This window comes from Methanosarcina horonobensis HB-1 = JCM 15518 (assembly GCF_000970285.1).
GTDB lineage: Archaea > Halobacteriota > Methanosarcinia > Methanosarcinales > Methanosarcinaceae > Methanosarcina > Methanosarcina horonobensis.
The window spans coordinates 1,243,622-1,258,062 of record NZ_CP009516.1 but is presented as its reverse complement, the minus strand read 5'-3'; the positions used below and the strand labels follow the sequence as shown (position 1 = coordinate 1,258,062).

The 14,441-nt window shown below is 39.6% G+C and carries 11 protein-coding genes and 2 pseudogenes; 2 read left to right on the top strand and 11 right to left on the bottom strand.

The features are described 5' to 3' along the window. Positions 1 to 762: 762 nt before the first annotated feature. From MSHOH_RS05590 to MSHOH_RS05540, 11 genes and pseudogenes are all read right to left on the bottom strand, one after another. Positions 763 to 1,410 carry a histidinol phosphate phosphatase domain-containing protein gene (locus MSHOH_RS05590; RefSeq protein ID WP_048138016.1) on the bottom strand — a complete coding sequence of 216 codons (648 nt, stop codon included), beginning with the start codon at positions 1,408 to 1,410 and terminating at the stop codon, positions 763 to 765. A gap of 163 nt (positions 1,411 to 1,573) precedes the next feature. Beyond that, positions 1,574 to 2,401 carry a 23S rRNA (uridine(2552)-2'-O)-methyltransferase gene (locus MSHOH_RS05585; protein WP_048138015.1) on the bottom strand — a complete coding sequence of 276 codons (828 nt, stop codon included), beginning with the start codon at positions 2,399 to 2,401 and terminating at the stop codon, positions 1,574 to 1,576. A gap of 136 nt (positions 2,402 to 2,537) precedes the next feature. Further along, entirely contained in the window at positions 2,538 to 2,795 is a 258-nt protein-coding gene (locus MSHOH_RS25520; protein WP_269848998.1) for a DUF1275 family protein, read from the bottom strand. Continuing rightward, positions 2,728 to 3,267, bottom strand: coding sequence for a YoaK family protein (locus MSHOH_RS05580; RefSeq protein ID WP_275425549.1), 540 nt, complete (start codon positions 3,265 to 3,267; stop codon positions 2,728 to 2,730). Before MSHOH_RS05580 ends, MSHOH_RS25520 begins: the two co-directional genes overlap by 68 nt. A 384-nt stretch (positions 3,268 to 3,651) precedes the next feature. Continuing rightward, the gene (locus MSHOH_RS05575; RefSeq protein WP_239451239.1) at positions 3,652 to 4,269 is read right to left on the bottom strand and encodes a hypothetical protein; all 618 of its coding nucleotides are present in this window, start codon (positions 4,267 to 4,269) and stop codon (positions 3,652 to 3,654) included. Positions 4,270 to 5,196: 927 nt separating this feature from the next. Beyond that, on the bottom strand, positions 5,197 to 5,799 hold the full coding sequence (locus MSHOH_RS05570; RefSeq protein WP_048138013.1) for a UPF0228 family protein: 603 nt from the start codon (positions 5,797 to 5,799) through the stop codon (positions 5,197 to 5,199). A 141-nt stretch (positions 5,800 to 5,940) separates the two neighbouring features. Continuing rightward, positions 5,941 to 6,579, bottom strand: a pseudogene (gene istB, locus MSHOH_RS05565) (IS21-like element helper ATPase IstB); the annotation flags it as partial. Continuing rightward, a pseudogene (gene istA / locus MSHOH_RS05560) lies at positions 6,566 to 7,282 on the bottom strand (IS21 family transposase); the annotation flags it as partial. The pseudogenes istA and istB, both read right to left, overlap by 14 nt. A gap of 200 nt (positions 7,283 to 7,482) precedes the next feature. Beyond that, positions 7,483 to 8,130 (bottom strand): hypothetical protein, encoded by a 648-nt coding sequence (locus MSHOH_RS05550; RefSeq protein WP_048138008.1) that lies wholly within the window; start codon positions 8,128 to 8,130, stop codon positions 7,483 to 7,485. Positions 8,131 to 8,321: 191 nt separating this feature from the next. Continuing rightward, a complete protein-coding gene (locus tag MSHOH_RS05545) occupies positions 8,322 to 9,566 on the bottom strand; it encodes a C39 family peptidase (protein ID WP_048138006.1) in 1,245 nt (414 codons plus the stop codon). Positions 9,567 to 10,223: 657 nt separating this feature from the next. Continuing rightward, positions 10,224 to 11,267: a Vms1/Ankzf1 family peptidyl-tRNA hydrolase gene (locus MSHOH_RS05540; protein WP_048138005.1), complete on the bottom strand. Its 1,044-nt coding sequence runs from the start codon at positions 11,265 to 11,267 to the stop codon at positions 10,224 to 10,226. Positions 11,268 to 11,715: 448 nt separating this feature from the next. Here MSHOH_RS05540 and coaBC point away from each other — a divergent pair, with 448 nt between their 5' ends. After that, complete coding sequence (gene coaBC, locus MSHOH_RS05535) at positions 11,716 to 13,029, top strand: bifunctional phosphopantothenoylcysteine decarboxylase/phosphopantothenate--cysteine ligase CoaBC (RefSeq protein WP_048138003.1); 1,314 nt, start codon at positions 11,716 to 11,718, stop codon at positions 13,027 to 13,029. Positions 13,030 to 13,214: 185 nt separating this feature from the next. Beyond that, complete coding sequence (locus tag MSHOH_RS05530) at positions 13,215 to 14,117, top strand: pantoate kinase (RefSeq protein WP_048138002.1); 903 nt, start codon at positions 13,215 to 13,217, stop codon at positions 14,115 to 14,117. Positions 14,118 to 14,441 lie beyond the last annotated feature (324 nt).

Sequence of the window (14,441 nt, the reverse complement as noted above, 5' to 3'; positions counted from 1 at the left end):
TTTAAAGCACACAATTCTAACTTTAATATAGTTACTCTTTGTTTATAAAATTATAGTTAGGTTTGAAATTCAATAGACATATTATATTTTTTTAATATATATTAAGTTTTAAAATAGAAAAAATAGCATATAATAATAGAACATATAATCAAATAAGCAAAAGTATGGTTATTAATAAGTTTTTTATAAAAATATTCAATCCTCCTATTTTATAATATATGAATAAACAAGCAAAAAACCCAGTTTGCATATCTTAAGACATAGTTTGCTAAAACTGTAAGACATGCTATACTCTTTTTACACCTGTTTTTTAAAGCAGCTCATTCCAAAAGTAAAAGTTGCTTCTCTGAATCTTATTCTGAATAATCAACCCATTTCTAATCACGAAAAATAGTTCTGAATCCTTACGGATGTGGAAATAAAACTGGTTTCAAAATTAACTTGATGACAGAACAAAAGGGTCTCTTCTCAATATTTAGACTTTCTTTCTATAAAAAAGAATATTTGCGTTTTTACTAGAAAACTTTTTAATACAGTAAAAGATAAATTATGATGTTAACTGGGAACTGGGGTTTCTGTTCTGAATATAATGTTAAAACTTCAGGAAACTGCCTGCAGCCTGCAGGAAACTATAAAAAACTTCAATTCGAGCCTGCTTCAAGTGAAAAACAGAAGAAGAACCGAAAAAGAGGAAGAAATCGAGAACAGAAAAAAATCAAGAAAACATAAGACGAACAGAGAAGAGAGCACACGAAGTGCAGCTCAAACTATCTCTGCTACCTTCTTTTTCGAAGCTTCAAACGCTTCCTTTGCCCTTGATTCAGCAAGACCGGCTCCCATTGCGATTTTCAAAGCTGTCTCATCAGTGATAAGGTTCTCGGGGGCATGCGTATCAGTATTTACAACAAGAGTTGCTCCGAATTCGAGGGCGAGTCTTGCAACATGCCCGTTTGTCCTGTTGTGTCCGTTCCTTGCTGTGATTTCAAGAAACACATTATTCTCTGCCGCAGTCCGGACATCTTCTTCGGATATCAGGCCCGGGTGGGCAAGGATATCTACATACTCACAGGCAACAGATGCTGCATTTGTGCCGGGGGCGACAGGCTCTGAAATGGTTTCTCCGTGGACAACCACGATTTCGGCACCCAGCTCTTTTGCTTTCTTTGCCAGGGGAGCAATCTTTCTTGGAGGGACATGCGTCAGCTCAACTCCGGGGAGCACGCGGATATCCCATTCTTTTTCCAGGTACTTTGCTTTCTTTGTGGCATCAAGAAGCTGTTCAAGGTTTGTATAATCTGCATGGTCGGTAATTGCTATAGCCTCGTAGCCGTGAATAACAGCCCGTCGGACAAGTTCACTGGGGAGCAGTTCCCCGTCACTGAAAATAGTATGAGTGTGAAGATCAATCAACTGCGATCACCGTGTTTAAAAAATTGGACTTTTTCCACTATTATATAGATTTTCCCTTACAGATATATACTTTTCTCGTGAGATATATTTCCGGGACTTAGACACTTAGTAAAGACTTTTATAAGTACATTCAGTACTTCGATATCCTCATCATTCTAAGGATTTATTCAGATTTCTCACGACTTCCGGAGTTTTCAAGGTTTTCAGGATTTTCTGACTTTTCAAGTCTTTCTTCAACATCGGCAAAGGCGAAGTTCGGTTTTACATCCGCTATTTTTATGCGGACCTTTTCTCCAACTTCAACATCCTTTACAAATACCACAAACCCTTCAATGAGAACAGCTCCATCTCCGCTTGAACCGAGCTTTTCGATATCCACAACGAATTTGTCTCCTTTTCTGAGAGGAGCCGTAAGAAATTTCTTTCCGATGATGTATATTTCCGCACTCTGCGACCTTGAAGCTTGCGGAGAATAAGCCTTGACGTGGACAAAATTATCCCTCACTTTATCCAGGTAATCATTGAACATGTCCCCCTGGAAAACCTTAACCACGAAGTTTCCTTTTGGCTTGAGAATCTTCTTTGCGCATTCAAGAGCTGATGTCGAAAGCTCAATTGACCGCGCATGGTCATAAGACCAGTTTCCTGACAGGTTAGGGGCTGCATCACAGAGCACCACATCTGCCCCTTTTTCCCCGACTATCTTGATGATTTTCTTTATTGTGGATTCTGCGTTTATGTCACCCTGAATGGTCTCGACTCCTTCAATAGGGGCTATTCTCTGCAAATCCACGCCAAGGACCTTCCCTCCGGAAAGCTGTTTTGCAACCTGAAGCCATCCGCCCGGAGCCGCACCTAAATCTACAACCGAGTCTCCCCGCTTGATAACATTATGTTTCTCATTGATCTGTTTGAGCTTGAAGGAAGCCCTGGACCGGTACCCTTCCTCTTTTGCCTGATGATAATAATAATCTCTTCTATCTCTTGCCATTACTTACCTTCCCTGCGCTGAAAGCTCATATAGCTTGCGCAAAAATCGTCTCGTCGCTAATCTTAATTTCTGTCATCAATCCATGAATCTTTTGTCAATCAATCCCATAATCATTTGTTGATAAACTCCTGAGTCTTTATGCCTCAATGTGAACATTCTTGTTCTTACTTTCATCTATACTGAACAAAATCACAGGGCAGATTAGCACAACTACAGTAATCCATACTGCTTTAACTCCAATAAATGAAGTAAGCAACCCTCCCAGAATAGCTCCTGCTAAAAACGAAAGATTGATCGTAGAGAATCGGACGGCTTGCAAAGCCGATTCACCATCTTTTTTTGTGATAGCATTGTAAACTTCGTGTATAGCTGACCGTAAATTTCCAGTGATCATGGTTGTGTTTGTTATATGGGGACCCGACAAGTTTGCGAAATGAGGAGACTTGGATTGCGGAGACAAATGATATTGCAACAGTTACAATGATATTCGGGCTAGTATAGGGTATAAAACCTACAATAAAAAGGACTGCAATTTCAAGAATTAAAACTGCCCTTTCAGCATCCGAAATGAACAGGTGCATTGAAGGTTTTTTTATTATCTCGGCAACTATTACTCCGACAACAAATGCCAGAACAGGTACCGTGTGAAGTACTGCCTTTCCCCATTCTCCTGTTGCAGCTTCTATACCCATGAGCACGACATTTCCAGTCTGCGCATTGGCGAAAACACCACCTCGTCCTACGAATGTATAAGCATCCAGAAATCCTCCTACAATTGCGAGGAGTATGCCAAGCTCTACAGATTCTGAAGTTAATTTTTTAAAACATATTTTATTTTCATTTTTCATCATTTGCGTTTTTATCATTCAAAAATTCAAGAAATCATATTTAATTGTAACAAACCTGTTTCGTAATTATATTTAATCTTTTTTATATTATATAAGAGAATCTCTTAAGTTCTCTTAAAGATTAATTTTAAAACTTTGCTAGCAAGTTCCTTTACATCAATCGTTCTTCCCACTTCGTAATGACCCATAGTTCTAGGTGTAGCTCGTACCCTCTATACACGCACTATTATATTCATGCGGGTGTGACACATCTATTAAATGCATGTATATAAAAAGAAAAAGAAGGAAATCAGATCACGAATGAATTGCCGGAAGGTGTGAGAGAGGATAATGCCATAAGTTACAGAATTACCCTCTCTTCCTACGTTGTTTTGTAGAAAAAAGCAGTTATACGCGTTTACTTTATTCTTTAATTGTGCTTAATAACTCCTCTTGACTGATACTTTCACGATCAAATCCTATAGCTTTCCCATCGTTAGTTAAAGTAAACTTGCCCTGTTTGTATCCTGTAACTCGGAAGTGTTCAGGGTCGATATTCTTAGTGCCTGGGCCAAAGTCTTTGATCAGATAAAGCAAAATCTTTTCGCCAGGTTGGAATGTCGGTTCATAATCAGCTATCAAAGTATCATGTCCAGCTGTTCCGCCTTCCACTCTCACAGTAACCTCTTTGGATGATAATGGGTTTTTGAGATATTTGTCTACACTTATGACTACATCTGTATAGATAAGGCAGAATGGACTAAACGCATCATCCGTATTACTAGGTCTTTTCCCATCAGCAGTATTCCATTTTGATGGAAGTATCTCCTGAACCGTGCCTATTACAATCGTATCGGAGCAATTATTTAATTCTGTGTGGTTGAGTGCTGGGATTGTTGCACTGGATTTACTATATAGGGGCATTTCATTATTTACAAGTTTGGTATTATCTTGCGAAGAATCGGATAATGCTAAACTACCTAAAATTATCAACGAAAGTACTCCAACCAAGGCAATCACGTATTTTGTGTTATTTTTCATGACGATCACCTATTAAGGATAAATAGCTTTGATACCTGCAATATCATCTGGATAAAGAGTTCTTTTCTTTATTTCATTTGTTCCCGCTTGATAGTACATTGTTTTTTCAGAATCGGAAGAAATTTGAAGGTGAATGCGGCATCCGCATTATTTCATGCAGTTGCACCTGCCTTTATTTACTATATTTCATGTTATCCTCCTTTTATCCCCAGGAGGCAGAATCAGGCAAGCATAAATACGGGCAAAGCTAAGACAATTATGCCTCTTAGGGCGTACTTATGGAGTTCGGGGTGAATTGGGAACTACTTCCGAACTCTATAAATTCCTCTTTCCTAATCCTCTAAAAGTTTTCTGTGTAATCTCTCAAACAATTCGATTTTCGAACTAATTTTGATATAAGCTTATTACTTGATATGAGCTTATTACTTGATCATTGACAGTTAGAGAATTTGGCCGGAAGTATTACAGTTCGTTTTTTCCTTCCAGATGTAATGTGCTCATGAACCTGATGCATTGTCTCTATTGTATCGGGTTCACATCCTCTGGTTTTTAGCTCTTAGTCGTTAACATTTTCAAAGACCACTTGTAACAACTATAGGGCTAAGTTTTCTCTCAGGTGTCTGTTTGCTATTTTCACCTTTTTTATACATATCTCCGTTTTTCCGTAATGCTATTTGTATCATACTGCAAACTGTATGTTTTTGATTTATCTAACTATCCAAGATATGTGTTATATAATGCTATAAAAAGAGCTATCAGTGCGGATATTCATGATAGCATATCAGCTAGTTTTGCGTTCATGTAAACTCCTAAAAATTGGCTGATTAAAAAATCATGGCTAAATTGCCGGATAGATGAAAGAAGGAAGGTAATTCATTCAAGCCGAAAATCAACTGAAGATCTCAAAGATTGTAAAGTATTTAGATTTTAGTTACTATAAATGTAACTTAGCTGTACAGCAAAGATATTTTCATTCTGCTCAAGTTCATTTTTTATTCTTATTGCATCTTCTTCCGGAATCCAGTACGTCAGGGGTCCATCACTATAGAGAAAACGAATATCACACCAGATAAATTTTTTCACCCCAATATCATATTTGTCAAGTATTGCAAGAAACTTTTCATCCTGGGTCGCTTGTTCAGAAACCGGAAGAACGTAATAATCTTCTTTTCTGATAACGTCAGCAGGAGTAGATATAGTCCAGCCTTTTTTATTATTTTCTTTCATCTCTGTTACAAGTTCGCTTCTTATGTCACTCCAATTATCTTTGTCCACCATTATGTAATATCCTTCACCCATAGTATTAGTATCATATTCCATTCTATAGTTCCGAGTCATGTTATAGTTTTGAAGAATGGCTTTTACTTCTGACTCAGAAACTTCATCTTTAAATTGAATAAACAGACCACCTACTTGGGAATCGGGATACGGAGTTTGTGAATTAACCGGAGTTTTTATAAATTGTCCAGCAATCATTACGAGAATAAAAAAAATAATAAAAAAAATGATTTCCTTATTGATTTTGCTCATACCAACACCTGAAAAGTGGAGATTTTCAGTCCCTCATAATATGTGTGTCAATGCCGGTTTACTTTTCCCCATTTTAGCCGGATTACTTTTCCTCATCTTTTAATATAAAGTTTACTCAATTTTTTATAAACTCGTTAGAAATTACTGGTAAATATTTCCTGTTTTTATTCCCTGTTTTTTCCTTTCTTTCAACCTGTAACTTTCCCCTTTGATGTTAATCGTAGTTGAGTGGTGGAGAATCCTATCAAGTACAGCAGCCGCTATTACATGGTCTTTGAATATCTCTCCCCATTCTCCATACGACTTATTTGATGTCAAGATCGTTGAGCTCTTTTCATAACGTCTTGAGATCAACTGAAATAGGCAGTGAGCTCCTTCTTCGTCAAATGGGAGATGCCCTATTTCGTCAATTATCAGCACTTTATATTTCATCGAGTCCCTTAGTTTCTTTTCAAGCATTCCTTCTCGATTCGCTATTTTCAACTTCTCGATAAGGTTTCCTGTATTGGTAAAATGAACCGAAATCCCTGCTTTTGCTACTTCAATCCCAAGAGCTATTGCAAGATGAGACTTGCCAACTCCAGGAGGACCAAGGAAAACGACATTCTCTGAATTATGGACAAATCTCAAGGTTGCAAGGTCTTCGATTACTTTTTTATCAATGGATTTCTGAAATTCAAAATCGAATTCCTCAAGAGTCTTTCTAACGGGAAAAACTGCACTTTTCATCATTCTCTCAATTGCAGCAGATTCCCTGTGTTTCTTTTCTGTAAGGAACAGAATACTTATTTCTAAGGAAAGAAATATAACAGTCTCTGGAGACCTTTCTGGTTTCCTTATGGACAACTTTGTAAGGAGGAACCTGATCCAGAGGGCTCAGGTTCTCCTCCTTAAAATGTTCAAGAGGGGATTTGATAGGTTGTTCCGTGGACAGTTGAATTTACCCTTTCCAACCACCTGTGAACTTGGCCGTTCAGGTCTTCGAGAAAGGTAAATCGTCTTCCAAGGAAGAAATCCCTCTTGACAAAACCAACTGTATTTCAATTTTACCTTTTGTCTGAGGCCTGTAAGGCCTGCATAACCGTGGAATAAAACCAACGCATTTGAAGAAATCTTCAAACTGTGAGTTCCATTCAGAATCGGATGATTTTAAGGCTCTTTTGATAACAACCTGTTTCATGTTATCGTAGAGAATCTCCGGTGTAAATCCTCCAAAGTACTCAAAAGCGTTCAGATGACGCTGAATAAGAGTGGGGGTGTCTATGCTCAGTGTAAATTCAACATATCTCATTCTGGAATATCCAAGAATCATGTTGAAGCAAAAGAGTTTCTTTATCTTTCCATCAACCTCAACTGTTCCTATCTCTGCCCAGTCAACCTGAGCCTGTACGCCTGGTTTTGTTTCGCAGCGGAGTACAGCAGGGACTCCCTGCTCAGGTCGGATTTTTTGTACGAAGTCCTTGACAATGGGTTTTCCTCCGTTTTCAGCATGATTTACGATCCTCGAGCTTTTCTCAAGGATTGGAAATTGGGGAATTTTAATCCGGCTAAAATGAGGAATTATTCACCGGCCTTGACACCTATCCAAAAATCATATAATGCCAAAATAGGAGTTGTAACATTGGTGACAATAATGAATGCATTAGGTAATGTTTTGGGATAGGCTCGACGAGATGCTTGTAACTACTTATATTTAACAGCGTCAGGCATTACATGTTCATAGTTAACAGCTATTTCTATGAAGGATAAACCAAGGAAGAAAATAGCCAATGAAAATATGACAAAAGTGTAATAGGACATAGTTTCATTTGGAAATATTTCAAGCGAAGGATTATCTGGACGTCGTTGTACTATAAATTGGATCAATTTTGAAAGTACTGCGATGAGAGAGAATACAAAAGGTAACATAAATTTTTTTCTTTTTTCTTCCGGGACTGAAAGACAGAATAGTGCAGCAGCAACAGAAAAGAAGATAGAAATGAAAAACATGAGATTGATGTTCATAGGAGATATACGCTCTAGAATGTGCCATTTATAAAGAATGGGAAAAGTGGCAATGAATGGCTGACCATAAACGAGGTTAACAGCATTTATGTTATACGGAACCATAAACATAGCATCCCTGAGAAACGTATTTAGAATAAGTCCCAGAAGAAGTAAAATTCCCCAATACCATCTAGATGAGGTTTTTCTTGTATTTTTCATAAAGACTATAAGTCCAACTGCGGGGAGAAACAGTGAAAAGAGGTATAGCATCAAGAGATTAAAAAGATTCAGAGAAGGCAATTTCGCAAGTTGCTCAAACGTACAAAGAACGAACTCGATCGGCATAGCTAAAAAAGTGAGTGATATTAGGAATAACGATACTTTTGTTTGACGTATTGATATTTGATTTATTAATATAGCCCCAAAGTATTAATAACAGTCTTAGCCTTATAAAAATTCAAATCAGCAAACATTGATCCACAATTAAATTATTGAAATACTGAGAAAAAATAAGTGAACAGTAGTTCACATGAATTTCACCATAGAGCGGCAAGTCCAGTATTATGGTTGTCGTCTCCCCCTACCCACTTCACGACATTGTCTTCAAAGTTAAATGTAGAGAGATCTTTATGATACCAATACATTGTATTTGAACCGGTGAGGGTATTTGGGTCATTTAATATAAAGTATTGGCTTGTGTATCCTCTAAGAATTACCGAATGAGGGGTCCCCCATCGGCTGTTTTCTTGCAAAATCATTGGATGTTGCATATCGACAACAGCCTCTACATACCCGATACAAGTATTTACATAATCCGGAGTAGTACCCCAAGCTTTTGCAAGTCCTATATAACCCATTCCTATGGAATTAAAATAACTCATTAAATCATTACCAGTCACCGCGTGAGAACCACAAGCAACCCAGATATTCCATATTTCTGGACGTTGGCCTGTATAATATTCTTGAAGCATTGCAGCAGACGCTTCTCCACAGGCTTGGCTTGCAGCAGTGTAATTATATGGGGAGTACCAATATATTTCCCATTGACTTCTTTGAGGTACATCCAAGAAATTAGAACTACTGGCGGGTGAAACAGTTGGATTAACATTTTCATATAGGCTCTTAGATAGTCCCAAAAGACCTAGATCACATTCAACTCCGTTCTTCATAACTTTCCCAACAATACCTCCTGTTCCGTCTTTATAGAATTCACCATGTAGTTTGTATTTCCCCTCTTTATCTTGCAGATCGACATATGTTGCATACATCTTTGTTGCGCCTTCATAACGGGTAATTGTCACATTGTCTATTTTGGAGATATTATTTTGCAGATTGCCATAAGTTGCATATGTCTCTGTTATGCCTTCGATGTGGGATATTGGTCCACTGCTCAGTTTGGTAATGATAGGTTTTGCTCCTTTTGGCACATCCCATCCAATAAACACTTGGTATGCTTTACCAGATAAGTTAACTTTCTCGTTTTCCCCATCAAGTGTGATTACACCTTCAAGAGTAACTAAGTTGTTCTTATCAATAGTACCTGATAATCGAGCTGTCGCTGATTTTTTATCAACCTTTGTTTTGCTTAAGTCGATGATTGTTTTACATTCTGTAGGAATGTATAGATCTCCAGGTTGCTGATCAAGTGTTAAAGTAACCTGTTTGACATCTGAGCTCACTGACGATGTTTCTGTTTGTGCGCTTACCGGCACAAATGCTATGTTCATCAGAAGCATTGTGGCAAGCAATACACTTAATACAAATTTCTTCTTCATTGTCATAATCACTCCTGTTCATTTCCCAGGAGGCAGAATCAGGCAAGCTTAAATAAAAGCAAAGCTAACATAATTACTGCCTCTTAGGGCATACTTTATGGAGTTCGGGATCTTGGGAACTACTTCCGAACTCCAATAAATTCCTTTTACTTAACTTCTTATAAGTTTTCCGGCCAAAGTCTCTAACAATTCGATTTTCAAACTAATTTTGAGCCCATACATCACTTCCAGGTCTTTGATTGTTTAATGATTTTTGATTGTTTTATGATTTGGTCAGAAGTATTTTATATGAGTACATGTCCCAACTCAGATTCAAAGAAAGATATAAAAAAGAAAGTATACAATTCTAAAGTCATATGAGCTGATAAGTCAATAATTAATACTAAATTTAGACTAATATATTCTCAAATTGAATGTCCGATAATAAACTCAAAAAAGAAATTAAAATAATATTACTTCTTTGCGTTTTTTATATATACACTGCATCTTTCTAGCCTAAATAACTGATATATACACCTTTTTAGCTATAAATTTGCAAACATATCCTTTTGAGCGCCTGCCTCCTTATTATATAGAAGTCTTCACATATTAAATAGAACTCTTCTTGTATGATAAAGGAATTTCTTAAGATATTTAATGATTACTCTTGAAATTTCTGATGCTTCAGAGTAAATATCTTCTGGAACTTAAAACCGTTCTGAGAATTTCCTCTCCGCCCGTTTTCTCAACCTTAATATCAGCCGGTTTCTCAATAACCTCAATATTCAGAGGAAGGCGCTTTTCAGCTCCCCTTATAAGTGGGGTATCTCCGTTCAGAATAACGTAGTCGATAGGAGAATTTTCTTCGATCATTTTATCCAGAACCTCAAAAACCTTGTCCATGTGGTGGGCAATGTCTTCTTCCCTCAGGCGTTCGAAACGGCGCTGTGAGAAGCCTCCCTTGCTGTGTTTTTCTTTGACACTGCTTTTGATGAATTCCTCCGTGTCAAAGACGCGGGCATCAGGAGCAAAGCCAATAAAGGACTCCCCTGCATGAAGGACAAGGACGAGCATGCGACAGCCGGCGTTCAGGCTCTCCTCAAGGAGGACGGTTTCAAAACTATCCCGGAGATGCCAGGAAGAAGAGGCTAGAGGGAAAGGAGGAATTATGGTTTCGGAAATCATGCGGTGCAGGTCGTAGAAAAAGACCATGCCTGTCTCAGGGTCAAGCCTGTCAAGCAGGGAGCGGGTCTCCTCTTCAATCAGGTCGAGGGTCTTTTCGGGAAGAAAGGATGAAAGGCGAGTTCCGGAGGGCAGATAAATAGTCAAAAGGTCTCCGGCAGGAGAATGGAAGGACTTGAGTTTGGAAAGGTAAGATTGGACAGCAGCAGGACTCAGGTTTTCGATCCCGCGAAACTCAAGCTTACCCTGGGATTGAGCCCGGATTGCTTCAAGCTCATGCGACAGAGTCTGAGTCCTTACAAGTTCCTGATTTAATCGAACCTCGGCTTCCTGCCTGTCCGCAACTGCCTGTCTTGCAAGGGCTTCTTTCTTTTCAAGCTGATTTTTTGCACCCTTGAGGGCAAGTTCAAGTTCGGTTATCCTGGAATTAAGGTTATCAACTTCAAGTTCCAGCCGGCCTTTTCTGGAGATTTTTCCTATTATATTGCCGATGCCTTTTTTCCCATCTGTAGCAGCTTCTCTTTGTGTAACTTTTTTATCGGTCATTTGCCTTCCTACCCTTTCTCATAAACCTCAAACAATTCAATAAATTCCCAAAAGCGACTGAATGTATAATATAAACAATACTTTATTAACTGTACGAACACAGCCGGAGATATAAGCCAGTTACAGATAAGTGAAAGATAAATGTAAGATAAATGTAAGATAAGCGTAAGTCAATTATGATTAATGAGAACAATATTGCGAATATAAAATAGTTGTTGCAGTATTAAAGATTCAGGATAATTATTAAACTGTCAGCCATGCCTGATAATAGAAAGTGCAGTCCATGTAAAACATTCAAATAAAATGCAGTATCTATTAGGTTTAATCGCTCCTTATATTTCGAAAGTTTTAAGAATATCATATTTAATGTCACTGTGATTTCAGGATTTTTTTCAATAAAGCGAGCTCATTTCCATAATAAATTCTTATTGATTATTTCGGTGCCTGAATGAAAAAACCATTGAAAGAGTCACAAAACAAGAAGGATCAAACGAATCCTGACCAGCAAAACCCCACACGGAATAAGGCTGAAAAAACTCATCCCACCCTCTGGATTCAGGGGCACAGAAGTTTATCTCTTGCCGGAAAAACTGTAGTCCTTGGCGTTACCGGGAGTATAGGGGCGGTCAGGGTAGTTGAACTTGCAAGGGAACTGATCCGGAACGGGGCAGAAGTCCATGCTGTCATGACCGAAGCTGCGAAGCATATCCTTCACCCTGACGCCCTGCACTACGCCACCGGAAACCCTGTAATTACAGAACTCGGAGGCAGGGTAGAACATGTAGAGTTCTGCGGGTTCAGAGGCAGGGCAGACCTTCTTCTAATAGCGCCGGCAACAGCGAACACCATAGGAAAAATCGCATGCGGAATAGATGACACCACGGTAACATCTTTTGCAACAACGGCTCTCGGCTCAGACGTTCCTGTAATGATTGTCCCTGCAATGCATGAGTCCATGTACAGACACCCGGCTGTAACTGAAAATATAGCGAAACTGAAAAGCTGGGGGATCTCAATTGTGGGTCCCAGGTTCGAAGAGGGCGTTGCAAAAATTGCCTCAAATGAAGAAATAGTGCTCGAGGTAGAAAGGGCTCTTGGAAACCGGAGCCTGGAAAACCGGAAGGTAATCATTACAGGCGGTTCAACTGCCGAAAGCATTGACCCTATACGGATCCTCACGAACCGGGCTTCCGGAAAGACTGGAAGGGAACTTGCCCTTGAAGCCTACCGCAGAGGCGCTGATGTAACCCTTGTGCACAGGGACAGGCTCGGGTTTGCAGGGATCAGAGAGGTCTTTGCCGAAAGTGCTGCCGAAATGACAGACGCTGTGCTTTCGGAACTGGAAAACGGATATGAAGTTTTGATAAGTTCTGCAGCAATTGCAGACTATACAGCCGAACCTTCTCCTGAGAAAATCAAATCCGGAGGAGAGCTTGTGCTAAAACTGAAACCTACCCGGAAATTAATAAAGGAATGCAGGGAAAGGTACCCTGAACTCGTGATAATAGGTTTTAAAGCCGAAACAGGCATCGGCAGAGAAGAACTCCTTGAAAGGGCAGCTACAACCCTTGAAGGAACAAAGCTCGATATGATTGCAGCAAACGATGTAGGAAAAGGCGGAATGGGTACTGAAGAAAACGAGCTTTACTTGCTAGGGCGGGGAAAATCCGAACCCAGGCATGTAAGTGGAAACAAACGCAAACTTGCAGCCAGTATCCTTGAGGAGGTTCCCAAACTTTTGAATTCACGGCGGATTCTCTGATGGTTTTCTGAGAACCTGATCGCTTCCAGAACGAAAACAAGATAATCGGAGTCGGTAGAGTATGCGATCAGCTGTATCGGCTGATTCTGCAAATAGACCTGCACAATATTCTGCAAAACAGAAAATTCTACAAAATAGAAGTGAACTTTGAAATATAACTTAAACAATAAAAAAAGGCGTTTTCTATGTATACATACGAGAGTGAAGGGGCAGACTTTTTAGCAAAAGCATATGCTCCAGGGCATATTACAGGTTTTTTTCAGATCCATGAGCATAATGACCCCCGCCGTAAAGGATCTACCGGCTGCGGGATTGTTCTTAACGGAGGAGTTACGACCGAAGTGAAGGTCGGGAAATCCGTAGAAAGGACCGAGATCTTCCTCAATGGAAAAAAGGTTGAAGGCAAAACTACCCGCACCGTGGTAGAGATGATGGCCGATGTGCCTGTAAGGGTGAAGAGCTGGGCGGAAATCCCAGTTGGATGCGGGTTCGGAGCCTCCGGTGCAGGAGCTCTCGGGACAGCTTACGCTCTGAACAGGGCACTTTCCTTAAACAAGACAGTAAAGGACCTGACCGAATACGCTCATGTAGCTGAAGTCATTAACCGCAGCGGGCTTGGAGACATTGCTGCCCAGTCCAATGGCGGAGTGGTAATAAGACTGCAGCCCGGAGGGCCCGAATTCGGAAACATAGACAGAATTCCTGCTCCAGAAGCAAGGGTTTTCTGCATCGTACTCGGGGAGATTTCTACGGATTCTATCCTTGCAGATGAGGCTACAGCAGGAAGGATTAATGCCGCAGGAAAAACTGCAATGTCCGAGCTGCTTAAAAAACCCACTCTCGAAACCTTTATGCATCAGGCAAAAGACTTTGCCAGCAGGACAGGCCTTATGAGCAATATGGCGCAGGACGTAATTGAGGCTGCACATGCAAGCGGGGGGCTGGCTTCTCAGGCAATGCTCGGAGATACGGTTTTTGCAATCGCCCCCTACAGTCAGGAGTTCCCACTCTACGAAGCCCTTCAGGAATTCGGGCAGGTACTTGAATACGGGATCAGCACCTGCGTGCCAAGACTACTTTATGACTGAGCTTCAGGTGAAGTTTATTATTTCTGAATATTTTGTACCTGGCAGAACCTTTCAAAAAATATGAAACGGATAAAAAGTTCCGGAAAAATAAGATAAAGCCTTTTTAGTAAATAACGTACTTGAGGAACGGAATCAAACAAAAAAGCATTGGGAAACCATTATTTAATTAAAAGCAGCTAAAGAGAGCTCTGTGCAGGAAAAAGCACCTATAACTTAAATACTATCGGAATAAAAAGTACTGAACCGCAAAAACTGCCCTCAGAGCGAGGCAGAGTCCTTAAAATTCTGGAATTTTTAAAACTTCAAATAAAAGGCAAAAAAAAG

What these genes read in the sequence shown, in the direction of transcription:
- MSHOH_RS05585 (WP_048138015.1), bottom strand. Translation starts at nt 2,401, where the DNA reads ATGGCAAGAGATAGAAGAGATTATTATTATCATCAGGCAAAAGAGGAA.
- MSHOH_RS05575 (WP_239451239.1), bottom strand. Translation starts at nt 4,269, where the DNA reads ATGAAAAATAACACAAAATACGTGATTGCCTTGGTTGGAGTACTTTCG.
- MSHOH_RS05530 (WP_048138002.1), top strand. Translation starts at nt 13,215, where the DNA reads ATGTATACATACGAGAGTGAAGGGGCAGACTTTTTAGCAAAAGCATAT.
- MSHOH_RS05545 (WP_048138006.1), bottom strand. Translation starts at nt 9,566, where the DNA reads ATGACAATGAAGAAGAAATTTGTATTAAGTGTATTGCTTGCCACAATG.
- MSHOH_RS05540 (WP_048138005.1), bottom strand. Translation starts at nt 11,267, where the DNA reads ATGACCGATAAAAAAGTTACACAAAGAGAAGCTGCTACAGATGGGAAA.
- MSHOH_RS05570 (WP_048138013.1), bottom strand. Translation starts at nt 5,799, where the DNA reads ATGAGCAAAATCAATAAGGAAATCATTTTTTTTATTATTTTTTTTATT.
- MSHOH_RS05580 (WP_275425549.1), bottom strand. Translation starts at nt 3,267, where the DNA reads ATGATAAAAACGCAAATGATGAAAAATGAAAATAAAATATGTTTTAAA.
- MSHOH_RS05550 (WP_048138008.1), bottom strand. Translation starts at nt 8,130, where the DNA reads ATGCCGATCGAGTTCGTTCTTTGTACGTTTGAGCAACTTGCGAAATTG.
- MSHOH_RS25520 (WP_269848998.1), bottom strand. Translation starts at nt 2,795, where the DNA reads ATGATCACTGGAAATTTACGGTCAGCTATACACGAAGTTTACAATGCT.
- coaBC (WP_048138003.1), top strand. Translation starts at nt 11,716, where the DNA reads ATGAAAAAACCATTGAAAGAGTCACAAAACAAGAAGGATCAAACGAAT.